Genomic DNA, 24,513 nt, shown 5'->3' with positions numbered 1-24,513 from the left:
TCTGAAAAGAAAATGCCAAAATCATATAGACAAGACTTTCGAGATAAAGTAATGAAATGTGTTAATCGAGGAAAAAGTTGTAATGCTACCTCAGTAAAATTTGATATAGCAGCAAACACAGTAAGAAATTGGTATAAAAGATATAAATCAGAAGGTCATTATAACCGTCAGTTTAGGATAAGAAAAAGCATGAAAAGCATGATACAAAAGGCCTGCAAGAGATATTATGTAATATCTTTAAATATAGTTTCAATTAATAACAGTTTATTTATTGCTCGCATGTCTGTAAATGCAAACTTAGGATAAGAAACAATTAGAAATATGTAATATACAAGTGTTATAATGGTGAATGCTCAGATTATTAAGTATAGTATATGAAAGAATATTTGTAGAAATATGAGCAATAAATAAACTATTATTAATTAAAACTACAGATAATATATAATTATACATTATCTCTTGTATGCCTTTTATTCTCTGCTTTCCATATTTTCTCTTATCCTAAATTGGCGTTATTACAATAAAGGAATTTGTTTAAGTAAATTAGAACAATATAAAGAAGCAATAGAAAGTTTTGATTTAGCTATTAAGTATAAACCTAATCATGCAAATGCTTATTGTAATAAAGGAGTTTGCTTATATAAATTAGGACAACACCAAGAAGTAATAGTAAATTTTGATTTAGCTATTAAATATGATCCTAATAATGGAACATTATACAAGTTAATAAATATACTTAGACAAGAAATTGCAGGTATTAAAAAGTAATCTTGATTTTTAAATGATATCTGTGATAAGCAGGTATTATAAAGCATTATCATGATTTATTTGTGATACAAATTGTTATAAAATAGTCATAAGATATAATAATAAAATCATGACTGTACAACAAAAGGGTGAGTTATTGAGTTGCTTTGATGTTGCTAGCTATTTTCTGGTATTGGTTGATAGAGAAGCAGGAGATGTAATAACTCAATTGAAATTGCAAAAATTAGTGTATTTTTCCCAAGGTGTGCATCTAGCTTTATTTGATAAGCCTCTTTTTAAAGAAGATATTGAAGCATGGCAAAATGGACCTGTAGTACGGCATTTACGTTCGATATTTGGCAGCTTTGAAGCTAATGCAATTCCTGGTCCAGGAGAAATAGATTTCAGTATTTATACTAATCAACAAAAAGAGTTAATTTATAAAATATATTCTTCTTATGGTGAACATACAGCATCTTATTTACGTGACTTAACACATTTGCATTCTATTTGGCAATAAGCCATTATACGCACTAGCCGTGTGATTACTAAAAAAGAGATGAGAATATTTTTTAAAAATCATATAAAAAATATTGAAGATTATCTTTTACCTATTTCAAAAAAAGATACTGCAGAAATAGTAAATGCTGAAGATCAATGGTGGCTGAAGTATGATAGCGGCGTCCCTTGGGATTGAGAGAATGAATGCAATACACTTATCGGTAATAATAGTGCTACTATTTGGTTACTTGTCGATAGAATTAGTTACTGCTAACTCTTTGCCTACAGAGTTTTTATGGTACAATGATAAACATGGTCATGAGCTTGATGACTCTGCTGCTAATTCTAAGTTGATGAGTAGGCCTCATGACCAGAGAATCGAGGAATTAAAGGAGCGATTTAATCGAGCTTAGCGTATAGCGCTGGATAATCCAACGCTCGAAAATGTGATTACAGCTCAAAGATTGCAGAAGCAAATCATGGAGAAGGCTCATAAGTTTGCTACTATGTGGCAACTAGCTACTCTACTTGATTACCAACTGATTAATGCTAATGAGCCTGCTAATAGCTTACATAGAAAGCTATATCAAGAAAAATCAGAGCAAAAAAATGATTTCAAACTCAAAAACATTGCTAAAAACTGGGGATTGATTTTGCAAGTTAAACAAGATTGCTTGCTCTGTAAGGCCTTTATGCCTATTGTTCAGTGCTTTGCTAATAAATATGCATTTCAGTTGCTAGCTGTCAGTAAGAATAATGAGTTGCTTAATAAACTAAATCCTAAGCATATTGTACCTGTATTATATTCAGTAGCTAGCGATGGTAAGAAAATATATGCAGTAGCTAGAGGCATAATCTCTGAAGATAAAATTATCGACAATATTCTAGCAATCGATAGATATTATCATAAATTGGAGACTACATGAGCACCAAAATCAGAGTTTATGCCATTACAATGCTATTATTGCTACAAGCTCCAGTATCACTAGCTTGGAATATCGAAAACGTATTTCAAGGAATGAGTATTAATGTCACAAGATCTGGATCATATCAAGATCAAGCGGCTGGCGGATTATCTGCCAGAACAAGCCAAACATCATTTCAGCCATTTGCTATAACTCCACCATCTTTAAACATGAGCTGTAGCGGTATTGATGCCTATCTTGGTAGCTTCTCTGTTATTTCTGGAGAAGAATTAGTTCAATTGATGAAAAACATTGGTTCTCAAGCTAAAGTCTATGCTTTTTCATTAGGATTAAAAACCTTTGCTCCTCAAATTGAGAATGCTCTCAAAGACTTACGTAATCTAGCAATGGAGATGAATCAATTTGCTAAGGAAGATTGCAAATTAACAAAAGCATTATTTGCTACAGCTTTACCAAGAAACTCAGCTATGAGAGAAGCTGTTTGCCGTGATATACAGTCACAAAGCGGGTTTGATTATTTTGCTGCTGGTAAAAAATGTCGTAATTATTTAGATCAAAAACAAGCTCTGCGACAAGCACAAAATAAGGATTCAGAGTTATGCTGGATGATTATAACATCTTCACTAAAGCAGCAGCAAAGGTTGGAATACCATCAAATATGCGTGATTCAATCATGTCTATGACTGGCACTATCGTGGTTACAAACAATAATGTGTACTTTTTTGACTCCTTAGCTCAGGATGAAAAAAGTTGGATTAGTCATTTAAAAGGTGGAGAATCAGCTTCAATTTACAGCTGTGATAGTGTTAGTTGCCTGCATCCAAGCCTACAACGAAATATCACAATATCACCAGAGCAGTCTTATGCAGGTAAAGCTAAGCAAAAATTGACTGATCTAAAAAATAAGTTTGATAAGAATTCTGAATATAGCAACTCTGAAATAGCCTTTTTATCTTCGATTGGAGATATATTTCCAATTTATGATTATATCACATTAGAAGCTATTTCTGGAGTCACAATTTTAGAGATCTCATCAGAATTAATAGCTAGCTATACATTAGTTCAGCATTTGAAGGAAGTAATCACCGAAATACGTAGAGCCGTTACTTCACTAGGTGCTAAGCAAGTTTCGAATGAACATTTAGAAAGATATTTGAAGGAATTGAATCGAGTACAACTTTTTGCAAATGAAAAATGGACTAGCCTACAAACCGATGCAAGTCGAATAGATAAAAGGGCTAGATTAATAGAGCAGCATTTAATAGCGAAGGAGAAAAGTTAATGGATTACGTAATATACACATTTGGTGGTGGAGATCTGTTATGGCATGTGTTTAATGGCATAGGCAGAGGTCTTTGCTTCAAATAGCGAATACTTCACTCCAGTGGGTCACTTAGCCTTGACTATTGGTGGCATATGGGCTGCTACTAGGGCTATTTTTAGAGGAAATATCGGCATCTTTGCTATGGGAATGGTTTTTTCCATCGATATTTATTTTTACGCTGTTATTTGCCCCCAAATCTACTGTTTGGCTGAAGGATGAAGTATCAATGAGTGCGCCAGTAAAGGTTGATAATATTCCCATAAGTATTGCAATGTTTGCTTCTCTTTCATCGCAAACGAGTTACTTTGTATCTAAAATGTTGGAACAGCATCTTTTGCCAGCTTATGAAGGACTATCGAGCAGAAAAACTGGTATTATGTTTGGAGCTAAGGCTGTAGCTAAGATTCGAGATGTGCAAATACAGGATCCAATAACTTTAACTAATACGAAGGAATTCCTTAGACAATGCTTTATGAAGCCTTACATCATAGGCAATATCTTAGGTAAAAAAGCTGCTGCTCAACAAACTAACGACATTATAGGATTTATCGAGCAAAATATACCTAATAATTTTGGTATTTATTATCGCGAGCCTAGTAATTTAGCCATTAGTTTCAAGACCTGTAGACAAGCTACTCCATTGATTAAAGCGGCAATTCATAAAGAATTAAATGAAGGACTTTTAACCAAGTTTGCAGCAGCAATTGGAGTTCAATCTGATCAGTCACACATGTTAAGTCAAAGACTAAAAGTCATGACTGGAGATACACTAAAATATTTACAAAGAGAGCAGCAAGATATTCATGAATGGATGAAGCAAGCTATGCTTCTTAATGCTAATCGTGAGTCATATGATGACTGGCGTGAGAAGTTTTCGTTATCAAGAATTTATCCTAATTTAGTTAGTATGCATGCAATCAGAGGCCTCTTTCAACAATCATTTTCGTATCTAGTAGCTGGAGAAATGGCTGCTCACATGATGCCTATTTTACAATCTGTTTTTTTTGCATTAGTAGTCTCAATGATCTTTATTGTATTTCCAATGGGCCTATTACCTGGCGGCTACAATATACTCAAAACCTGGATTCTATTAATAATATGGGTCAGCAGCTGGCCAGTATTTTTTACAATAATCCATTGCCTAGGAATGATCAGCTTATCCAGTAAATCTGGAGCTTTTGGTAATGATTATGGCTTGAATATGCTATCGCAAGGAAGCTTCGCAGAGATGATTTTATAATAGCTATGCGACGTTTCAAATGCTTGCATCATCGATACCAATGCTTTCTTGGGCAGTGATAAAAGCTTGTGCTCATGCTACAGCTAACTTGGCCAGCCAGTTCTCTCCTATACCAGTTGCTAGCAGCTTAGGCAGTAACATAGTCGACAATAACTTGAGTATGGATAATTACAGCATAGGCAATAGAACTATCTCTCAACAAAACCTAGCTCCTTCATTACATATGGCTAATATTTATCAATGATGGTGGTAGAACAGTCACTACAACGGCTGATGGTCGACAAATTATAAATGAAAACGTAGATTCATTGGGAAATAACTTCCGAGCTTCTGCTATGCTACAAGCTGGATATCAAAACCAGTTTACGCACTCTCAGAGCATTCTTGATTCACTGACAAAAAGAGAGGCCAATCTTATTTCAACAGGAAACTCCATTACCATGGAAATAGAGCCGACAGGATAACTCACGATGAAGCTCAGTCTATAAGCATCACTGATAGTGAATCTCAAGCTCTACAGGAGGTTGGTTCTAGTAGCATTGCTACTACTGATCATACAGGTAGTAGCCACAGTAAAAGTAGTGGAACTAGTGCTAGTGCTGGTGGTAGAGCATTTTTTGCACAAGTTAAAGTTGAAGGAGTGGAAAGACATAACAATAAAGGAGCTTCTTTAGCTAGATTAGGACAGTATGAAGATGCAATGGAAAATTTTGATATTGCTATTAAGTACAGATCAGATAATCCAGAAGCTTATTATAACAAAGGCATAGCGTTAATGAATTTAGGATACATTCAAAATGCAATCGAAAACTATGATATAGCTATTAAATATAGACCAGATTATGCAGAAGCTTATATTAATAAAGGTTTAACTTTAGCATTTTTAGGGCAATTGCAGAATGCAATAGAACATTTTGATTTAGCTATTAAATACGATCCTAGTTGTGTGAAATCATACTGTAATAAAGGGTATATATTAAGCTTATTGAATAGATATTCTGAAGCAATAGAAAGCTGTAACATAGCTATTAAATATGATCCAAATTGTGCGGATATTTATTATAATAAAGGAATGATTCTTGAGAAATTAGGTAAACACCAAAAAGCGATAGAAAATTTTGACATTGCTATCGCTATTAAGTACAAACCTAATTTTGCTGAAAACTATCTTGAAAAAGGAATTTCATTAGTAAGTTTAGGACAGTACTCAAAAGCTAAGGAGAATTTTAACTTAGCTATTAAATATAATCCTAATATCATTGCAGAATACGAAGCAATGTTTAAAAAGTTAACAGAATTAGAGAATTTTACTGGAGTAAAAGAGTATGAGCAAAAACTACAGATTTTGAAAAAATACTCTTGATGAATTTTCAGAATCAAGGCAATTTCACAAGGGGATCGCAGTTATTTGCTCATAAGTTAAGAATGTTTGGGCAAGGTAGTGCCAATGTTTTTACAATTGGGTTAGGATTATCGATATTCTGGATTATATGTCGATTATATCAAAAAGTTTTTCTGAGCAGTTTGTATTATTTTGCGATTGAGCGATATGTACAGCTTAAGCTAACAATTGGTGAACATTTTTATGATATCGATCAAATAGGAATCGTATTTTATAGTTTAAGGTTTAAAAAATGGATACACCTCAATGCTCAGGACTTTCTACATGAATTTTATACAGGTCAACATGGATTTAAAATACAGCAATTATGGGAATTCTTAATCAATTCAGCATTGTTAGAAGGATTAATTGTTTTTGCTATTGGTGTAATAATCTCAATTGTTTTCTTTAAGGCTCAAGGTAAAAAAACGATTATTAAGGCCAAAATTAGAGGCGCTGATTTTGTAGAGTATCCCCCCAATGCCTTATCTAAAATACTAAAAAACGCTAAAAAGGCCTCAAAAATCTGTTTTAGAGGCTTGCCATTAGTAAAGAATAGTGAAAGGTTACACATTCTTATTACTGGAACAACAGGTACTGGTAAAACTAATATGCTTAACGAACTGCTGCCACAAATTCGATTACACAAAGATCGAGCAATAATTGTAGACACTACTGGGGCTTTTACTGATAGATTTTTTGATCCTAAATGTGATAAACTGCTTATAATCCTTTGGAAAAAAATAGTGAGCAGTGGTTGCCTTGGAATGATTGTTTTGAAGCAGCTGATTTTCATGATATAGCTAGTAGTTTTAGTAATTATACTCCTTGTATGATAAAAATAAGTGAAATTGCAATAAAATAAAAGATTATAGCAATAGCACAAAAGAAAGCTAGTATACAGTTATGCTCCTAAGGCTACTAGCCTGAATTTTAGATAAGTAACTATCTTTTTTAACTAAAAACCGGACGGTATTCTTAGGCAAAAAAGCCTGTATTTACAAGGTTGGTTTTGAGATATTTAACATAAAATTTGGTGATTATGAATAGTATAATTGTAGGAATTGATATTTCTAAAGAGACATTTGATGCCGCTGTGTTAATTAATCATAAAGTTCAAACAAGAAAATTTAATAATAATTCTGAAGGATTTAACAAATTAGTAACATGGTTAAAAAGCAGAGAAACTGGACATGTTTGTATGGAAGCAACAGGTATCTACTGGAAAAGCTTAGCGAAATATCTGTACGATTATGGCTATAAAGTGAGCGTAGTAAATCCTGCACGTATTAAAGGTTTTGCAATAAGTAAACTTAGTCGTACAAAAACAGATAAAGCAGACAGTGTATTAATCGCAGATTTTTGCAAAGCAATGAAACAGGAAGCATGGTATCCACAGCCGCATTATATTCAAGAACTACAGCAGCTGGTTAATCGCCTGAATGTTTTAATTAAGCATAAAACACAAGAAACAAATAGATTAGAAGGAGCTTCTAAAGCAATTGCTAATAATATTCAAATGCACATTGAATTTCTTGAAACACAAATTAAAGAAATTGAACAACTAATCAATGACCATATTAAAAATAACAAAGATCTTCACAATAAAGCTATGTTACTTGAATCAATACCAGGTATAGGAGCAAAAACACAAGCTATAGTTCTGGCTTTTTTAGCAGATATTGAGAAATTTAGTTCTGCTAAACAAGTTGTAGCTTTTGTAGGTCTTAATCCTAAGCATCGTCAATCTGGTAGTTCTGTGCGTGGCGCTAGTAGAATCTCTAGAACTGGTAATTCAGATCTACGTAAGTCTTTTTATATGCCTGCTATGTCTGCCTTAAGACATAATTGTATTATCAAGCATTTTTCTCAACGTTTATCTAACACTGGTAAACCCAAAATGCTTATCCTTACTGCTGCTATGCGTAAGTTACTACATATTATTTATGGCGTTTTGAAGCATAATTCTCCTTTTAATCCTAATGTTTCAATCCAGCAAAAATAATAATTTTATAAAAACTTACATCTTTTTTATAAAATTATTATTTCTTTTCTTGACTCTTAACACGGTATCTTGTGCAAGTAGAAATATATGTAATGCTATGTATGCTAGTTAGAAAAAGTTTGCATTCTAACTAGCATAAAGCTCACAGTATTTATTTAGCTCTATTGCAATCTCTGGTAGTTTAAGGTATTGAGCAAGAGGTATAAATTCTTGCTGAGTTTCAATGACGATTTTTTGTCTTTTTTCATAAGGTTTTATATGTATGGTTTGAATATTATGGAATCGATCGAAAAGCTTAATTAATAATAGTTCTATTTTATTTTGCCTATAAAATGTTTGAATCATTTCTCTAGAACTGATTTTTTTATTATCCTTAATCCTGGTGAGGTCTAAAACCTATTCTGCAATATTATTACCAAATTCTTGACTTATTATTTCTTTGGTTAGTGTTGTGTCTTCGAGTGTATCATGTAGTATTGCTGTAATAATTGTATCAGTTTCAAAGCTGTAGTCTGATACCATATAAGCTACTTCTAATTGATGTGTGTAGTATAGTTCTCCAGTATCTCGCTTTTGCTGACCATGATATTTTTGGGCATAAAATATAGCTTTTTCAACTTTATCAAGATCAATTTCAGTATTAAATCTTACGTTGGTTTCAAACAGCTTATTTAGTAAGCTTTCGCTATAAAAGTCTATCATTTTTCATCTCTAAATAATCTTTAATAAATTATACAATAAATTAAACTTTTTATATACTTCAATCTCAGATAAAAACTGTAAAAGAAGCGAATTAATTTGATTAAAAAAGTTGTACTGGAATATTGCAAGTAATGGTTGTAAACTTGTCTTTTTCACTCTCTATTTCCATTTCTCCATTAAGTTGATTAATAAGGTAATTTACAAACCATAATCCTGATTCAAGCATTAGCGGACAGTCTCTTACCAAGTCAAAATCAGCTAATTTAGCTTTTATATTCCCTAATTTTTCTTTTGAAATACCGCTTCCTTTATCGTGTATTCTAAATTGTAGTATGTTATCGCTTTTTATATAATTTTTTACAGTAAACAAATGAACTGTAATTATAACCTTGTAGCTGTGATTAAATCTAATGACGCTTCCTATTAATTGACTTAATATAGCTTGTAAGTGATCACTATTTCCAATCACAATATCCTTCATTTTGTACTGAAAATTGTAATTGATTTTTATATCTTTCTCTTTTGCAATGTCTTCTAGTCTCCTGACAGCATCCTTTACTAACTTTTGTATGCTAAATTTTTTTAAACATAAATTTTCATTCTCAATTTCGCTTCTAAGCGTGTAAACTACATCATTACAGTACTCTTGGAGATTTACTGCTCGATTTAATATTGTTTTCAGCTTATCTTTATTTTTTGAATCACTTAACATGATCTCGCTTGCTAGCCTTACAATTTCACTAGTTGCAATATTAAATCTATATTTGATATTCTGTATCAGATTCACACAATATTCTTTCAATGATTCAGCTACCTCGACCTGATACTTAGCTTTTCTTAACTTTGTTATTATCTCCATATATTCATCGATATTCTCCCTTTCTCTATTCACTAGCGTAATTGGTATTGGAGGTATTTGTACCATCCATTGGTTAATTGTTTTCTTTTTTGCTTTCATAGCATTATCCTAAAGAAGAGTTAAAACTAGTTATTGGCACTTCAAATGCAAAAGTTATGTAATTCTTTTCCTCTTTTGCTCTTAGTCTTCCTTTTAGCTGATGTGTAAGATGTTTAATAAATGCTAATCCTTCTCCTAGTTCTTGATATGTTACCAAATTCAAATTCTCTAGTTCAGCATTTATTCTTTCTAATTTTTCTTTAGAAGGACTTAGTCCTATGTTTTGTACTGTAAATTGTAATATTTCTGAATACTGATTGATGTTAATAGTAATTTTGCTATTCTTACTACTATTTATAATAGCACTACCAATTAACTGGCTTATTACTGCTTTTATTCGAAAACTATCTCCAATCAGAACTGTCTTTATATCATTTTGAACATTTAGATTTATATTCTCATTTTCAAAATTTTTCCTCATTCTGATAACAGTATTATTTATTAGTGATTCTATGTTAAATGTTTCAATCCTTATATTTGTTGATGCTATGTATTGTCTAAATAAAAAAATTATTCCATTCAGAGAAGCTATTATATTTATCTTTTTTTTATCATAGTTATTTACGATTCGCCTAAAATATTGTATCCAATCTATGAAATTTATGCTTACTTGCCCAGATTTTTCCAGCTGACAGTATAGTTTTTGCAATTCTGCATCTACCTGTTTTATTGTTGTGCTATTAATTCCATCTGTAGATAATTTTTCAGTTAATTTATTGATTTTATTTTGACCTTCGTATTCTATAGGCATAGAATTACCCTGCTATTTAAGTTGTTAAATTGCTTCCTAGAGATTAAAAAGAAAATTTTGCGGTTTAAGTTTTAATCTCTATCAGAATATTATCTAAATCTTAAATCTCAGATAACATCAGGTATACAGTATCATTTCGGTTTTTGTCAGTACATGACTTTTTGTCATAATTATGAAATTTTTTCATCTTTTTTAAAATAGATGCGAAATTATCGCATTGTATCTCTAGCTACAAAAATATCATTAAAAAAGATTTACAAAAAAGCTCTGCAATAGTTATTATTACTAGCTTTAAGGCTTATTTTTTGCTCTAATTCATGGTAGAGATTAAACTAAATCAAAATTCTTGTGTCAACAGCAATTTCTAATGAACTAAAGCCTTTTCTTCACTGGGTTGGAAGTAAAAGGAGAATTGTTAATAAATTAATAGAGCATCTTCCTTCAGGGCCATACTATAATTACCATGAACCATTCCTTGGTGGATGGGCTCTTTATTTTTTCAGGTCAGGCATCTGTTTAAACAATGTTTTTTGTCTGATATTAATCTCAACTTAATTACTAGTTATCACGCTGTAAAAAAGAATCCAAATGAAGTCAACAGGTTACTAAATCTATATCACAAAAACCATTCTGAAAGTCTCTACTATAAAATAAGAGACAATTATTATAGTAATGATCCTAACGATATTACTGCAAAATTTATATATCTTAATAAATATTCCTTTAGGGGAATTTATAGGCTAAACAGAGATGGTACATCTGCTCAAACATTTTCTGATAAGTGATATCTTAAGCTTCATATTTGCTCTAGAATAAACAAATGTAGTAAACTTTTAACCGATGTATCAATTTGCGCAATGGATTTTTCATTTATAGAGCCTCAACAAAATGACTTTGTTTATTTCGATCCTCCTTACCACCAATCAGGAGAAAGGTTCTACACTAGAGTCCCATTTGATGAAAAAGAGCAAATCAGACTACGAGATTTTGTATATGAACTAACCAATAAAGGTGTTAAAATTATGCTTTCAAATAATAACACTACCTTTATTAAAGATTTATACAAAGATTTTTTCATCACTCATATTGGAGTTACATACTCAATCAATCAAAAACGCAATCTCGTTAATGAGCTAATCATTACTAACTATAGTCATTTACAATGAAGTTTGCGTATAGAAAAAAGCGATAATAGCTGCATAAGATTTGCTGCTAACACGATATTATACGCAAACTTCATTGTAAATGACTATATAAGCTTCTCTGACTATTTATAAAATTTTAGTTTTACAAAACACTTTATTCATTTTAAGTATAAGTAATTGATTATCTAACATAGTTAAGGGTGAGGATTTTATGTTTGATGAAAACACAATAGGAGTACAAATCATGCCATATGATAAATCTGTATCTCAAGATGAAGTTATATTCAAAGTTAGCAACAGCTGGAACATTTTCAGTAAAAATGCACTAAACATTAGTATTGTCACAGATATGTACAAAGGAGAAAATATACAATTTCTAAAAATTAGTGATAAAGGCAGTAATATTAAAATCAAAAATTCACTGTTATACCCTCTTTTAATAGAGTTAAAAAAAGAAATATGTAGCTCAAACCTTAAAAAGGTAGAAATCGTTTTAGATCAATTTAGTTTACCGTCTATGCACAAATTATCTGCTTTGTTAGAAGATAATAATGCGTTAACTGTATTTGAACTTAAGTGCAACAATTTTGACAGTAGATTTTCTACAGGGCTTAAAAGTATTTTAACAAAAACAAGTTTGGAAAAAATAGTTTTAAATTACCATACAGCACTGCAACATATAGTTAATTATTTTAGTTCGATAAAATATTTAAATCTAATAACACTTGATCTATCAGGTAGTTTTGATCGCAATTCAAAAGAAGATCTCAATACTTATACTCCAAAATTTACAAATATACTGCTAAACAGTATGCCTAATCTTAAGGAATGTATTTGCGATGAAGATACGAAGCAAATACTGCTAAATAACTTGGAATCAGGTAATTATACTGATAGTTATTCAAAACTTATAAGTATTCTAGCTCCAAACTTAAGCACGAAACATAATCAGCAAGACCAAGAACAGCAAGTAATTGATTTAACTGTAGAATCTTCTACTATTGAACCTCAAAGCAAATGTGATATAAATGGTACTAGTGTCTTACCGCATTTTTTTGATATTTTTGATGAGATGACTCCATACTGCTTTTATAAGGATATTCCACCTTATCCTCATCCATCTTATCATTCTTTGTTTTCTAATTGCAATAATGTTGATGCTAGCACTAGTACTTCAAGTAATCACATAAATATATTAGATATAACATCAAATATATCATCTAAAGAATCTGATGATGTATTGCTATCTGGTGAAGATAGCAGTGATAGAAGTTTGGTAATTGATGAAGACAGATGTGAGTAACGCCATTCATAAAAACAATTTTATATAAGAATTACACAATAAATGTGTGAAGATTATTGTTTCTAACACCAGATTAGGATAAGAAAAATTATGAAAAGCATAATGAAAAAGGTCTACAAGATATAATATACAATTATAATTATGTGAGATATTAAATATAAGTTTTAATTAATAGCCATTTATTGCTCACATATCTGCAAACGTAATTTTAAGAATAAGAAACAGTTAGAAAGAGATAATATACAAGTGTTACCATGGCCAATGTTCGGGTTATTAAGTATAGTATTATGAACTAATACTTGTAGAAATATGATCAATAAATAAACCGTTATTAATTGAAATTATATTTAAATATATTGCATAATTATAATTGTACATTATATCTTGTAGACCTTTTTCATTATACTTTTCATGCTTTCCCTTATCCTAATCTGGCGTTTGTAAGGTCTGAAACATGTTCTGCAATATTACTACCAAATTCGTAACTTATTCTTTCTTTAGTTAGTTTTGTGTCTTCAAGTGTATCATGTAGTATTGCTGTAATAATCGTATCTGTTTCAAAGCTGTAGTCTGCTATCATATAAGCTACTTCTAATGGATGCATATAATATGGCTCTCCTGTATCTCGAAGTTGTTTGTCATGATATTTTTTAGTATAGAACATTACCTATAAGCAAAATTGGTCTTCTAAGGCAGATAGTATAAGTATGAAGATTTATATATGTTTGGCATAAAAATTTTTTTCAACCTATTTTCAACCTTTTGAACAAAAATTTGACTGTAATTTTATAAAAAAATTATTTTCTAAAACACCTACTATAGCTGTATTTTTGGAGATGAAAAATGCGCCCTGTAGTAATAGTTGTAATATTATTAAAAATAATAGTAACAATAATGACACAATATTTTATAACTTTATTGGAAATATCATTCCACCAGAATGGAGAAAGCTAAGTGGAGATAATGGAAAAGCATTAAGTAAAACATCTAAACAGCTTTTATCATTCATAGTATTTAGACTACATATCTATTACAACAAAGATATAGATGAATTACAGGAAAGTTATCAACTTTATGAAGATAAGCTGAATGTTGGTCAAAGAAGAGTTAGGCAATGCTTAGTAGAATTAAGAGATGCAGGTTTTATTGAAGTTGAAAATAGGACAATAATTAAAGACAATGTTAAGTTACGTAATGTTCCTTGCATAAAAATTCTGAAAAATTTTCAGCACTATAGTGAAAAAGGAAAAGAAGAAAATATAGCCTTACCAGAAAAAAAATTTCGTCCCAACATGAAAGAAATTTCAGGTCAACCTGAAACTTTTTTCAGGGACATATATAGATATATAAAAAAAATCTAAAATATCTAGATCTACTGAAGGTGAGTTAGTAGAGAATAACAAAAATGAAAATGAAGAACAAAATTTTCAAAATGTTGATGATTTTGAAAATGATATACGGACTTCAACTAAAAATCGCAATAAAGACATTGAATCACTAATAACAAAGATTCTCAAGTCTTCGAATGGTAAAAAAGAATGGTTCAAAAGGTACAGGCTAGAAGACTTTTACCCAACTAACACCAGAAGATGTAGTTACACTGCAACATAAGTCTGATAGAGGTTTTAACATATACTTTATCAACAAATTACTATTAAAGCTAGCAGATCAATATTCGAATTATCATTTTGGCGGTAAGGCATCAGTTCTAAACTATATGGCAAAAGCGTTAGCAAATGAATTACGAACTACTGATCAGGCAAATAGTGACAACTGTGGACTTGATAACGTAGAAAAATTTAATAAGGAAAAATATCTTGCGCAAATTGAAACAAGGACAAATCTTAGTAAGGAAAGCCAGTTGAAGCATAAAATTGCTGGTTCTTTTGAAGCAGCTATGGCTTATCAAATTTTGACTTCTTGTAGTTTTGGGCCAGCAGTTCGAACTAAGTTTTTTGTTAAGTTGCTTAAAAATATTACACTAACAGAATGTGATAGATCAAAGATATTACAAGCTGTACAAGATGTATATGGATACGACAAGAATTACAAGTTACACCATTTGAGCAACTCAAAACTGTTTCACAGAAACAAATCAATGAAGAAGAGTATCTCTTGAATCTGAGTAAACAATTGGACTCCAACTCAACTTGGTACAAAGTACGAAAATACATACTTCAACATTACAAATATGAGCAAGTTATTGATAAAATATGGTTTAGTAAATTAAAAGTTGTAAATGAAGATAATGTTAATAAAAAAATATTCATTAAAGCAAAAACAGAATTTGAAGATAGTTACATCAGAGGAAATTATCTGAAAGATTTTGAGTACGCTTTTAAAGCTCAAGGGTTTTCTTTTGAGTTAGTTAAGTTCGAATAATTTTAATAAAATTTAAAGAGTGATATGGAAAAAGATCTTGCAAAGATTGCTCCAAATAATATTTAAGCAGAGCAAATGATACTTGGGGCAATTCTGATTAACAATCGTGCGCTATATAACATTAACGAATTTTTACTGCCGGAACATTTTTATGAACCATTACATGGTAAAATATATAAGTCAATTAATCTCATTATTAGTAAAGGAATTAGTGCTACTGTAATTTCGCTCAAAAATATGCTAGGCAATGAACTCGCATTTGAGGAAATAGGTGGAGTAGATTATCTAGCTAAACTTACAACTTTAGCATTAAGTATAGTTAATGTTAATGAATACGGCAAAATAGTATATGATCTCGCACTGCGGCGTTATTTAATTGAAATTGCAGAAAAAATAGCAACGAATGCATATTCTTCTACTTTAGCAGATACAGCTATCAGTAAGATCGAAACTGCTGAATCTCAATTATATGATCTAGCTTCAAGAGGAACTTTAAGTCAAGGATTTATAAAATTATAAACTTCAATTGAAGAATCATGGACATCAATTTCATCTGCTATTAAAAATAAAAACTCTATTAACGGTATTAGTAGTGGACTACCTGACCTTGATTCAAAGCTTGGAGGATTTAAAAATTCTGACCTAATAATATTAGCTGGCAGGCCCTCAATGGGTAAAACTGCTTTAGGAGTTAACTTAGCAATAAATGCTTGTAAATATTTTCTTACTCAAAAAAATACTAAAGATAATGTACCATCAGTTGGCTTCTTTTCTTTAGAAATGTCATCTCAGCAAATCTCTACTCGAATTCTTTCTATAGAATCTGAAATTAATAGCTCTGCATTATTTAACGGTAAAATAGGTGAACAAGATGTTGATAAGTTAAAGACTGTACAAAATGAAATACAAAAGTGGAATTTTTTTATAGATGATGCTCCTGCAATCTCAATATCAGCAATTAGATCACGAGCTCGTAGACTTAAACGCACTCATAATTTAGCAATATTATTTATTGATTATTTGCAGTTAATTAAGATTGATTCAAATAGAAGTCAATATAATAGAGTAAATGAAATTTCTGAAATTACTCAAAGCCTAAAAGCACTTGCAAAAGAACTTAATATTCCAATAATTGCATTATCACAATTATCTAGAGCTGTTGAACAAAGGCCTGATAAAAAGCCGTTGCTATCAGATCTAAGAGAATCAGGCTCCATTGAACAGGATGCCGATATTGTAATGCTTATATATCGTGACGAATATTACTTATCTAGATCAGAGCCAGCTCCTGGAACGCCAGAATATACGGAATGGATTGCTAAACAAGATAGATGTCATAATACTGCTGAAATAATTGTTGCTAAACACCGTAATGGGCCAGTTGGTACAGTGAAGTTACACTATACTAATCAGTATTCTAAATTTGGCAATATTGTTAAAAACTCTCAGCAAGGTTAATAAACACTAGATTATGCATAAATGAAAAAATGCTGGTCCAAAAAAAAAAATTACAGCAAAATTTTACTCATTAACACCAGAGATATACAACTTAAGGTTAGTTCGTGATAACTGAATCAAAAATTTTATAATTTAATTTGCTTCTTTTCCAGTTTTTATCTGGGATTGGAGTATACAAAAAGTTTGAATTATGGTATAATTTATTAATAACCATTTAGAGATGGAAAATGATAGATTTTTATAGTGAGAGCTTAATAAATAAGCTGCTCAGAACCAACGTAAGATTTAACACCAAAATTGATCTTGATAAAGTTGAAAGAGCAATACTTTACGCTAAAAAATATCATGGCCAGCAAAAGAGAGATACTGGAGAACTATACTATACACATCCATTGAAAGTAGCTCACATGGTATCAGACCACAGCTTTGAAACAGATACAATTATTACTGCAATACTACATGATACACTTGAAGACACAAAACTAACTAAAGAAAGAATAAGTTACGAATTTGGTAGTAATATTGCAGAACAGGTTTCAGACCTTACCAGAGTTAGGGATAATAAGAAAATCAGTGCTATGGAAATGATACAAATATTACGCAGCCAAAATAAAACAGAACTATTACTGATCAAACTTTTTGATAGATTCCATAATATTACAACTATATTCATCAAACCTCCTCAAAAAAGGCAAGAAATAATATTTGAAACTCAGCAAGAATTTATAGCTCTTGCTGAATACCTTAAACTACCAGAGATTGGAGAACGCTTAAGTGAATATTGTAAACTTCATGCTAGTTAAAATGTAGTAAATAATTGAGAATGAATGGATTAAATATATATGATATTCAAATCTAAGGCTAAATATACCTTACATAGCGCTATTCAAGATGGTGATATTGAAAAAGTGAAGCAGCTTATTAATAAGGATAGTACACTTGTCAATTCAAAATATAAAGATGGTACTACAGCTTTATCTGTTGCTTTAAAATATAAGAATCTACCTATTGCTGAGATTTTGCTGAACAATGGAGCTAACGTAAACGCACAAGATAATGATGGGCACACTGCTTTACATCTTGTCGTTGCACACTGCTTTACATCTTGTCGTTGACAGAATTCAAGTATATTATGAATTTTTCGAAAAATATCCTACATATTGCAATGATCATATAGCATTAAGCGGGTAGGTAAGCGCAGGAGCGCTTTTCCTCCCAAAGAATCGTACAAGCGAATTACTCCGCATACGGCTCAAGCAATTTACAAACAGCTGCAATAAGTTGTCCGCGATTACTGTGTACTTGTTGATGGCAGTTTTCATGCAATAAGCACAAATTGTTAATATGGTCAATGCCACCACATCTTATAGGAGTTATATGATGTACATGAACATTTTCACCATTATCTATTAAATCAAAACAAACAAGACATTTACCTTTTTGTCTACGCCAAAGAATCTGCCTGGATTTAAACAAATACTTAGGACTATCAGCCTGACGTTTATGCCAATATTCTCTAAGTTTTGAATTATCGGGAGAAGATTTACCTTTAACAAGAATATGTCGTTTGATCGTTGTCCATTGTAATTTCCATAGATATAGATCTTTATTCATAAAGACCCAATTATCATTTCTGCCTTTAATGCGTCCCCAATACTTTTTCTTAAGCCATTCCCAGGATTTTTTAGGATGTTTTCTACATGCAAATCTTGCTTGTCGAATCCACATTCAGCAGTCTAAATTGGAAAAATTTTTTTTTGATACGACTTTGTTAAAATAACTGCACCATCCAAATATTTTAGAATTTAGATTATCAATTATTCTATCAATATTCCATGAGAAACTTTTTTTCCATTCTATTGACATTCGTTTTTTAAACAACTTTATAGAGTCTTTAGACGGTTTAACTAGTAGAGCTATACCTCTTCTTGTACTATTGGTGTTATATTGTCGAATATTAAATCCAATGAAATCAAAACCCTCATTAATATGAAGTATCCTGGTTTTTTCCTTCGACAATTCTAAGCCTCTAATACTTAACCAATCATTAATAATACTTTTGGCTCTGATACATGAGCTTTCTGACTTAGCACAAATTACAAAATCATCAGCGTATCTCACTAAAGCATATTCGGATTTAGAATGAAGGTGATCATATTTATTATAGATAATATTAAGTATATCACCCATTCCATGAAGAGTTATGTTTAAAAGTAATGGAGAAATTAATCCACCTTGTGGAGTGCCAGTTGTTGTTTTGATAATTTGATAATCCTGCATTACACCAGATTTAAGCCATGCTTGAATCCAATTACGAGCCGGGAAATTTCCTATAATTTCCAAAAGAAAATTATGATCAATATTATCAAATGCTCCTTTGATATCAGCATCTAATATCCAATTTCTATTAGTTCCATGGCGAATAATACCAGATATTCTCTGTATTGCATCATGAGCGCTACGTCCAGGTCTAAAGCCATAACTGCAACCTTCAAACTTAGCTTCCCAATATGGTTCAAGTGCTGATTTTACAACAGCTTGCCTACACCTATCCAAAATAGTCTGCAACCCTAAAGGTCTAGATTTGCCGTTACTTTTTGGTATGTACACACGCTTAATCGGTTTTACAGATGATAGTCTGTTATCTGCTATTTCCATCAACAGATTCCTTTCTTTATCTGTATTAACAACTATTTTATCAACTCCAGGACTTTTTCGTCCTTTGTTGATTTGAGTTAACACGTCTTATAGCAAGTAACCTATTTGCTCTTGACCTTAACATCAATCTTTGTAAGTTACGTACTAACTTCATATTACCATTTGCAGATGCCATATAAATACGTCTACGAAGATTATTAACCTTTTGTATAATTTCTTTCCAATCTATTGAATGCCAATAGATTTTCTTGAAATTATCCTTAGTCTCAATTGTTACATTTGCGTTTAGCATCCAACTTTTCCAATTAATTCATAATCTTGTTTACCTATTTAGGGTAAATCACCAGTCTTAAGTTAGCATCATTTCTGATTAGCACATATAAATGCCTATACACTCAGTTATTAATTCCTGTAGTCTTTCGACTTAGTGTCATTTGCTTTCTAAGACCTCTCTTACCTACTATCAGCTGCCTAATAATAGGCTTACCATGTTTCACTCATCAGAGGATACGTTAAGTTGGCTATCTTCTTTATACCGAGGAGCTGGCATTTTTAAAGAAGGATGCGTATTCCTTCTTACAGCTAAGCTTTTCAGCTTTATCCATATAACAGAATTTATCTGGAGTATCTGCTTCTGCGTTTACGATATTTTCCATACGAAGATTCACTTTCGTTTAACCAATTTTAACTTTACCTTGCCCTATTTCCCATCCAGATTAGTACTTTAGTTAGGCTTTCTATCGCACTTAGTACAAGACCGTTGCCAATCTCGCACCGCAATAGCGGTAACTAAGGTTCAAATGCAACCTTGCTACATCTCTGTAGTCTCTGTTTGAGCGACCTCATGTCGCACCTGCTAAAATATAATGCTGATGTAAATATCGAAGATAATCAAGGTAATACCCCTTTATCTGATGCTGTTGAATGCAGATGTGTAGAACCTTTAGAAATTATGCTAAAACATAATTCTACTAGTATTAATAAAAAATATGATAATGGAGAAACACTACTACATATTGCTGTTCGCGCTGAAAGCATAGATGTTATACAGCTTTTGATTGATTATGGAGCAGATATTGATGCAAAAGATGATAACGGCATGAATCCTATAGATTATGCTGCTAAAAGCGGTAATGCAGATGTATTAAATCTTTTAACTGAACAATCGGTACCATGGTATTAATTTTCAACAGACAACTATAGATTAATTCCAGGAAATAGAATTGACAAAAAGTATAATTAACATTAACTGTATAAAAAATATTAAATTAGATAGATACTGCTATGAGTATTTTGAAATCACTTTTACAACCGTGTTATGCTGTTATATTAGCATCTGTTATATTATTTTCACAATCTATATATGCAGCAGATAGATATAACAACTCTGAAAATTCTAAATCCAGTATTGTGTCTAATGCTTTTCCATTTTATCTAAAATTTTCAAGTGCTCTTGAAACTACTAACTGTTATTATTATATATTAGAAGCTGGAGTTGGTTATAGATTAGATCGGCATAGAATAGATGTAAAATTAGGAATTTATATCTTTCAAGATAACTTTATTCAAGGAAATTATTATTACAATATAATTGAAGGTAACAAAGCGTCAATTTTTGTTACAGGTGGACTAATATCAGTTTTCAAGTGTTGTAGTTGTACTGGTATAGAGCTTGGAGTTGGTACAACAATAAACTTATCAAAAAAAGATAGATATTTAGAATATTTAGACATTGAATGTAGCACAATGGCTAACTATAGACCATTTCCTATTCATATACGTATTGGGTCGCGGCTTCATTTCTAATTACTAACAGGTTTTATTAGTTAGTAATGATTAGCTCATTAACGAAATTTCGCTGTTCATTGATTGAGTATGTGACTGGAATATGAGTGATGAAAAAGTCTTTGTATATGTCTCTAATGAATGCAGTATTATTATTTGAAAGCATAATTTTAACACCTTTATTGTTTAGTTCATAAACAAAATCCCGTAGTCTGATTTGCTCTTTTTCATCAAATGGAACTCTGGTATAGAAACGTTCTCCTGATTGGTGGTAAGGCTGATCAAGATAAACGAAGTCACCTTTTTTAGGTTCTATAAACGAAAAATCCATAGCGCAAATTGATACACCAGCCAGAAGGTTACTACATTTATTTATTCTAGAGCAAATATGAAGCTTAAGATATTGCTTATCAGAAAATGTTTGAGCAGATGTACCATCTCTGTTTAGCCTATAAATTCCTCTAAAAGAGTATTTATTAAGATATATAAATTTTGCCGTGATATCATTAGGATCATTACTATAATAATTGTCTCTTATTTTATAGTAGTGATTTTCAGAATGGTTTTTGTGATATAGATTTAGTAACCTGTTGACTTCATTTGGATTCTTTTTTACAGCGTGATAACTAGTAATTAAGTCGAGATTAATATCAGACAAAAAACATTGTTTAAACAGATGCCTAACTTGAAAAAATAAAGCACCTCCACCAAGGAATGGTTCATGGTAATTATAGTATGGCCCTGAAGGAAGATGTTCTATTAATTTATTAACAATTCTCCTTTAGCCTCCAACCCAGTGAATAAAAGGCTTTGGTTCATTAGAAATTGCTGTTGACACAAGAATTTTTGATTAATTAAATCTCTACTATGAATTATAGCAGAAAACAAGCCTTGAAGCCAGTAATAATAACTGTTACAGAGCTTTTTTTGTAAATCTTTTTTGAATGATATTTTTGTAGCTAGAGATACAATGCGATAATTTCGCATCTATTTTAAAAAAATGAAAAAATTTTCAGAAATATTACAAAAAGCCATGTACTGATAAAAATCGAAATGATACTGTATACCTGATGTTATCTGAGATTTAAGGTATAAATGATATCTAACTAAATTTTATTCCGTTTCAAAGTCATATATCTCTTTTAGAAACTAATCTCTCGCTATTTTCCTTACTACTTTCAACAGAAATAATCAGTTTAGAATAATAAATCAGAATTCAATGTACAGAAGAGGTTAGAAAAAATATTAGTTAAGGATAATTCTTGAAAATATAGATAGTATAAAGTATAATAATATGACTTAATCTTAAATGAGAGGTGATTATGTATAGAAGATATTTTGAACAGTTATCAGACCTTGGAAAGAAAACAATCGATTTTTTATTCAAGACAGAAAAAACAAATAAGTCTTTAATTGTTATTGGAGAAACTGATGACCAAAATTTTAATATTACTCAGGTAGCTCGTTTTTATGAAAGTAAAGGTAATGGACAAGTTAATGATCATCATTTTAGTAATAGAATATATTCAGTAGAATATGTAAATTATGATCATCCAAGGTCATATAATACGGTGTATTTAGTAAAAGATTTTAGTCATAATCATAAGGATGAACTTACATCTGAGATGGCTGCACATCAGAATAAATCTCTTGGCATGATTAAAAAGACAGAGTTAGAACGTGCTAAAGTTTTAATTATTGTATCTAATGATTTAAATGAGGATGCCAAAAATGAATTACAAGAGTTTGCTGAAGATCAAAAACTAAACAATTATTATGAACAAACTCACATTTTAAATCTTGATCAATTTGAAGAGTTTTTATCAGGTGATTTAGGTGTTGAATAATCAATTATAGCGCTATATGGAAGTCATGTTTTGACTTCCTACTTTTTTTAAACCTCAGCAAAGCAAAATTATAATTTCATCAGCAAAAGTATCAGCAATAAACCTTAGTTAATATCGGATAAAAAACATTGTTTAAACAGATGCCTGACCTGAAAAAATAAAGAGCCCATCCACCAAGGAATGGTTCATGGTAATTATAGTATGGCCCTGAAGGAAGATGCTCTATTAATTTATTAACAATTCTCCTTTTACTTCCAACCCAGTGAAGAAAAGGCTTTAGTTCATTAGAAATTGCTGTTGACACAAGAATTTTGATTTAGTTTAATCTCTACCATGAATTAGAGCAAAAAATAAGCCTTAAAGCTAGTAATAATAACTATTGCAGAGCTTTTTTGTAAATCTTTTTTAATGATATTTTTGTAGCTAGAGATACAATGCGATAATTTCGCATCTATTTTAAAAAAGATGAAAAAATTTCATAATTATGACAAAAAGTCATGTACTGACAAAAACCGAAATGATACTGTATACCTGATGTTATCTGAGATTTAAGATTTAGATAATATTCTGATAGAGATTAAAACTTAAACCGCAAAATTTTCTTTTTAATCTCTAGGAAGCAATTTAACAACTTAAATAGCAGGGTAATTCTATGCCTATAGAATACGAAGGTCAAAATAAAATCAATAAATTAACTGAAAAATTATCTACAGATGGAATTAATAGCACAACAATAAAACAGGTAGATGCAGAATTGCAAAAACTATACTGTCAGCTGGAAAAATCTGGGCAAGTAAGCATAAATTTCATAGATTGGATACAATATTTTAGGCGAATCGTAAATAACTATGATAAAAAAAAGATAAATATAATAGCTTCTCTGAATGGAATAATTTTTTTATTTAGACAATACATAGCATCAACAAATATAAGGATTGAAACATTTAACATAGAATCACTAATAAATAATACTGTTATCAGAATGAGGAAAAATTTTGAAAATGAGAATATAAATCTAAATGTTCAAAATGATATAAAGACAGTTCTGATTGGAGATAGTTTTCGAATAAAAGCAGTAATAAGCCAGTTAATTGGTAGTGCTATTATAAATAGTAGTAAGAATAGCAAAATTACTATTAACATCAATCAGTATTCAGAAATATTACAATTTACAGTACAAAACATAGGACTAAGTCCTTCTAAAGAAAAATTAGAAAGAATAAATGCTGAACTAGAGAATTTGAATTTGGTAACATATCAAGAACTAGGAGAAGGATTAGCATTTATTAAACATCTTACACATCAGCTAAAAGGAAGACTAAGAGCAAAAGAGGAAAAGAATTACATAACTTTTGCATTTGAAGTGCCAATAACTAGTTTTAACTCTTCTTTAGGATAAT

The 24,513-nt window shown here is 30.9% G+C and carries 21 protein-coding genes and 10 pseudogenes; 22 read left to right on the top strand and 9 right to left on the bottom strand.

The features are described 5' to 3' along the window. The first annotated feature begins 12 nt into the window (after positions 1 to 12). From OTBS_RS16510 to OTBS_RS05575, 10 genes and pseudogenes are all read left to right on the top strand, one after another. Entirely contained in the window at positions 13 to 306 is a 294-nt protein-coding gene (locus OTBS_RS16510) for a helix-turn-helix domain-containing protein (RefSeq protein ID WP_041621258.1), read from the top strand. A gap of 153 nt (positions 307 to 459) precedes the next feature. Continuing rightward, the gene (locus OTBS_RS05610) at positions 460 to 768 is read left to right on the top strand and encodes a tetratricopeptide repeat protein (RefSeq protein ID WP_011944810.1); all 309 of its coding nucleotides are present in this window, start codon (positions 460 to 462) and stop codon (positions 766 to 768) included. Between the two features lie 109 nt (positions 769 to 877). Next, positions 878 to 1,267, top strand: coding sequence for a Panacea domain-containing protein (locus tag OTBS_RS05605; RefSeq protein WP_011944808.1), 390 nt, complete (start codon positions 878 to 880; stop codon positions 1,265 to 1,267). Positions 1,268 to 1,288: 21 nt separating this feature from the next. After that, positions 1,289 to 1,444, top strand: a complete 156-nt coding sequence (locus OTBS_RS16505) for a hypothetical protein (RefSeq protein WP_232488937.1) — start codon at positions 1,289 to 1,291, stop codon at positions 1,442 to 1,444. Between the two features lie 4 nt (positions 1,445 to 1,448). Further along, positions 1,449 to 2,174, top strand: a pseudogene (locus OTBS_RS05600) (conjugal transfer protein TraF). Further along, a pseudogene (locus OTBS_RS05595) lies at positions 2,171 to 3,456 on the top strand (conjugal transfer protein TraH). The pseudogenes OTBS_RS05600 and OTBS_RS05595 overlap by 4 nt, the downstream one beginning before the upstream one ends. Then, positions 3,456 to 5,342, top strand: a pseudogene (locus tag OTBS_RS18385) (conjugal transfer protein TraG N-terminal domain-containing protein); the annotation flags it as partial. The pseudogenes OTBS_RS05595 and OTBS_RS18385, both read left to right, overlap by 1 nt. 36 nt (positions 5,343 to 5,378) lie before the next feature. Beyond that, positions 5,379 to 6,101: a tetratricopeptide repeat protein gene (locus OTBS_RS14900; RefSeq protein ID WP_162097311.1), complete on the top strand. Its 723-nt coding sequence runs from the start codon at positions 5,379 to 5,381 to the stop codon at positions 6,099 to 6,101. Continuing rightward, positions 6,101 to 6,948 (top strand): annotated as a pseudogene (locus tag OTBS_RS05580) (type IV secretion system DNA-binding domain-containing protein); the annotation flags it as partial. The gene OTBS_RS14900 and the pseudogene OTBS_RS05580, both read left to right, overlap by 1 nt. A gap of 207 nt (positions 6,949 to 7,155) precedes the next feature. Next, positions 7,156 to 8,124, top strand: a complete 969-nt coding sequence (locus OTBS_RS05575; protein ID WP_080571857.1) for an IS110 family transposase — start codon at positions 7,156 to 7,158, stop codon at positions 8,122 to 8,124. A 126-nt stretch (positions 8,125 to 8,250) separates the two neighbouring features. On the opposite strand, the pseudogene OTBS_RS05570 reads toward OTBS_RS05575, so the two are convergent. From OTBS_RS05570 to OTBS_RS16480, 3 genes and pseudogenes are all read right to left on the bottom strand, one after another. Further along, positions 8,251 to 8,826, bottom strand: a pseudogene (locus OTBS_RS05570) (HD domain-containing protein). 100 nt (positions 8,827 to 8,926) lie between these two features. Next, positions 8,927 to 9,784: a sensor histidine kinase gene (locus OTBS_RS16485; RefSeq protein WP_011944799.1), complete on the bottom strand. Its 858-nt coding sequence runs from the start codon at positions 9,782 to 9,784 to the stop codon at positions 8,927 to 8,929. Positions 9,785 to 9,788: 4 nt separating this feature from the next. Further along, entirely contained in the window at positions 9,789 to 10,535 is a 747-nt protein-coding gene (locus tag OTBS_RS16480; protein WP_011944800.1) for a sensor histidine kinase, read from the bottom strand. A 348-nt stretch (positions 10,536 to 10,883) separates the two neighbouring features. Here OTBS_RS16480 and OTBS_RS05555 point away from each other — a divergent pair. Together OTBS_RS05555 and OTBS_RS05550 are read left to right on the top strand one after the other, a co-directional pair. After that, positions 10,884 to 11,701, top strand: a pseudogene (locus OTBS_RS05555) (DNA adenine methylase). A gap of 190 nt (positions 11,702 to 11,891) precedes the next feature. Further along, positions 11,892 to 12,983: a hypothetical protein gene (locus tag OTBS_RS05550; protein ID WP_011944807.1), complete on the top strand. Its 1,092-nt coding sequence runs from the start codon at positions 11,892 to 11,894 to the stop codon at positions 12,981 to 12,983. Positions 12,984 to 13,413: 430 nt separating this feature from the next. Here OTBS_RS05550 and OTBS_RS05545 read toward each other — a convergent pair. After that, positions 13,414 to 13,647 (bottom strand): annotated as a pseudogene (locus OTBS_RS05545) (HD domain-containing protein); the annotation flags it as partial. 172 nt (positions 13,648 to 13,819) lie between these two features. Between OTBS_RS05545 and OTBS_RS17925 the strand changes: the two are divergent. From OTBS_RS17925 to OTBS_RS05525, 6 genes and pseudogenes are all read left to right on the top strand, one after another. Then, the gene (locus tag OTBS_RS17925; protein WP_041621267.1) at positions 13,820 to 14,344 is read left to right on the top strand and encodes a hypothetical protein; all 525 of its coding nucleotides are present in this window, start codon (positions 13,820 to 13,822) and stop codon (positions 14,342 to 14,344) included. A 356-nt stretch (positions 14,345 to 14,700) separates the two neighbouring features. Next, positions 14,701 to 15,102 (top strand): hypothetical protein, encoded by a 402-nt coding sequence (locus tag OTBS_RS17920; protein ID WP_041621268.1) that lies wholly within the window; start codon positions 14,701 to 14,703, stop codon positions 15,100 to 15,102. A gap of 14 nt (positions 15,103 to 15,116) precedes the next feature. After that, positions 15,117 to 15,365 (top strand): DnaA N-terminal domain-containing protein, encoded by a 249-nt coding sequence (locus OTBS_RS17915; RefSeq protein WP_232488979.1) that lies wholly within the window; start codon positions 15,117 to 15,119, stop codon positions 15,363 to 15,365. Between the two features lie 75 nt (positions 15,366 to 15,440). Next, positions 15,441 to 16,823: pseudogene (locus OTBS_RS05535) on the top strand (replicative DNA helicase). 227 nt (positions 16,824 to 17,050) lie between these two features. After that, positions 17,051 to 17,626, top strand: a complete 576-nt coding sequence (locus OTBS_RS05530; protein ID WP_011944576.1) for an HD domain-containing protein — start codon at positions 17,051 to 17,053, stop codon at positions 17,624 to 17,626. 39 nt (positions 17,627 to 17,665) lie between these two features. Then, positions 17,666 to 17,938, top strand: a complete 273-nt coding sequence (locus OTBS_RS05525) for an ankyrin repeat domain-containing protein (protein WP_011944806.1) — start codon at positions 17,666 to 17,668, stop codon at positions 17,936 to 17,938. 121 nt (positions 17,939 to 18,059) lie between these two features. Here OTBS_RS05525 and OTBS_RS15555 read toward each other — a convergent pair whose 3' ends face one another. The 3 genes from OTBS_RS15555 to OTBS_RS15545 are packed head-to-tail and all read right to left on the bottom strand — an operon-like array spanning position 18,060 to position 19,773. Continuing rightward, complete coding sequence (locus OTBS_RS15555; protein ID WP_050897540.1) at positions 18,060 to 18,551, bottom strand: HNH endonuclease; 492 nt, start codon at positions 18,549 to 18,551, stop codon at positions 18,060 to 18,062. Beyond that, positions 18,552 to 19,565, bottom strand: a complete 1,014-nt coding sequence (gene ltrA, locus OTBS_RS15550; protein WP_198407836.1) for a group II intron reverse transcriptase/maturase — start codon at positions 19,563 to 19,565, stop codon at positions 18,552 to 18,554. Then, on the bottom strand, positions 19,522 to 19,773 hold the full coding sequence (locus OTBS_RS15545; protein ID WP_198407835.1) for a reverse transcriptase N-terminal domain-containing protein: 252 nt from the start codon (positions 19,771 to 19,773) through the stop codon (positions 19,522 to 19,524). The genes ltrA and OTBS_RS15545 overlap by 44 nt, the downstream gene beginning before the upstream one ends. A 516-nt stretch (positions 19,774 to 20,289) precedes the next feature. Here OTBS_RS15545 and OTBS_RS05510 point away from each other — a divergent pair. Together OTBS_RS05510 and OTBS_RS05505 are read left to right on the top strand one after the other, a co-directional pair. Next, the gene (locus OTBS_RS05510) at positions 20,290 to 20,664 is read left to right on the top strand and encodes an ankyrin repeat domain-containing protein (protein ID WP_011944805.1); all 375 of its coding nucleotides are present in this window, start codon (positions 20,290 to 20,292) and stop codon (positions 20,662 to 20,664) included. 101 nt (positions 20,665 to 20,765) lie between these two features. Continuing rightward, positions 20,766 to 21,287: a hypothetical protein gene (locus OTBS_RS05505; protein ID WP_011944804.1), complete on the top strand. Its 522-nt coding sequence runs from the start codon at positions 20,766 to 20,768 to the stop codon at positions 21,285 to 21,287. Between the two features lie 16 nt (positions 21,288 to 21,303). Here OTBS_RS05505 and OTBS_RS05500 read toward each other — a convergent pair. Continuing rightward, positions 21,304 to 22,104, bottom strand: a pseudogene (locus OTBS_RS05500) (DNA adenine methylase). A gap of 484 nt (positions 22,105 to 22,588) precedes the next feature. On the opposite strand from OTBS_RS05500, the gene OTBS_RS05490 reads away from it, so the two are divergent. Continuing rightward, entirely contained in the window at positions 22,589 to 23,113 is a 525-nt protein-coding gene (locus OTBS_RS05490) for a hypothetical protein (RefSeq protein ID WP_041621256.1), read from the top strand. A 107-nt stretch (positions 23,114 to 23,220) separates the two neighbouring features. On the opposite strand, the pseudogene OTBS_RS12285 reads toward OTBS_RS05490, so the two are convergent. Then, positions 23,221 to 23,417: pseudogene (locus OTBS_RS12285) on the bottom strand (DNA adenine methylase); the annotation flags it as partial. 348 nt (positions 23,418 to 23,765) lie between these two features. Between OTBS_RS12285 and OTBS_RS16470 the strand changes: the two are divergent. Beyond that, positions 23,766 to 24,512 carry a sensor histidine kinase gene (locus tag OTBS_RS16470; RefSeq protein ID WP_011944800.1) on the top strand — a complete coding sequence of 249 codons (747 nt, stop codon included), beginning with the start codon at positions 23,766 to 23,768 and terminating at the stop codon, positions 24,510 to 24,512. The last annotated feature ends 1 nt before the right edge of the window (position 24,513 follow it).

Origin of the sequence: Orientia tsutsugamushi str. Boryong (genome assembly GCF_000063545.1) — a bacterium.
In the GTDB taxonomy this organism is placed as follows: Bacteria; Pseudomonadota; Alphaproteobacteria; order Rickettsiales; family Rickettsiaceae; genus Orientia; species Orientia tsutsugamushi_C.
This window is presented reverse-complemented; position numbering and strand designations above follow the sequence as displayed.

Coding starts and splice junctions, on each gene's coding strand:
- OTBS_RS16510 (WP_041621258.1), top strand. CDS start 13: ATGCCAAAATCATATAGACAAGACTTTCGAGATAAAGTAATGAAATGT.
- OTBS_RS05605 (WP_011944808.1), top strand. CDS start 878: ATGACTGTACAACAAAAGGGTGAGTTATTGAGTTGCTTTGATGTTGCT.
- OTBS_RS16485 (WP_011944799.1), bottom strand. CDS start 9,784: ATGAAAGCAAAAAAGAAAACAATTAACCAATGGATGGTACAAATACCT.
- OTBS_RS16480 (WP_011944800.1), bottom strand. CDS start 10,535: ATGCCTATAGAATACGAAGGTCAAAATAAAATCAATAAATTAACTGAA.
- OTBS_RS05550 (WP_011944807.1), top strand. CDS start 11,892: ATGTTTGATGAAAACACAATAGGAGTACAAATCATGCCATATGATAAA.
- OTBS_RS17925 (WP_041621267.1), top strand. CDS start 13,820: ATGAAAAATGCGCCCTGTAGTAATAGTTGTAATATTATTAAAAATAAT.
- OTBS_RS17920 (WP_041621268.1), top strand. CDS start 14,701: ATGGCAAAAGCGTTAGCAAATGAATTACGAACTACTGATCAGGCAAAT.
- OTBS_RS05530 (WP_011944576.1), top strand. CDS start 17,051: ATGATAGATTTTTATAGTGAGAGCTTAATAAATAAGCTGCTCAGAACC.
- OTBS_RS05525 (WP_011944806.1), top strand. CDS start 17,666: ATGATATTCAAATCTAAGGCTAAATATACCTTACATAGCGCTATTCAA.
- OTBS_RS15555 (WP_050897540.1), bottom strand. CDS start 18,551: ATGTGGATTCGACAAGCAAGATTTGCATGTAGAAAACATCCTAAAAAA.
- OTBS_RS15545 (WP_198407835.1), bottom strand. CDS start 19,773: ATGCTAAACGCAAATGTAACAATTGAGACTAAGGATAATTTCAAGAAA.
- OTBS_RS05505 (WP_011944804.1), top strand. CDS start 20,766: ATGAGTATTTTGAAATCACTTTTACAACCGTGTTATGCTGTTATATTA.
- OTBS_RS05490 (WP_041621256.1), top strand. CDS start 22,589: ATGTATAGAAGATATTTTGAACAGTTATCAGACCTTGGAAAGAAAACA.
- OTBS_RS16470 (WP_011944800.1), top strand. CDS start 23,766: ATGCCTATAGAATACGAAGGTCAAAATAAAATCAATAAATTAACTGAA.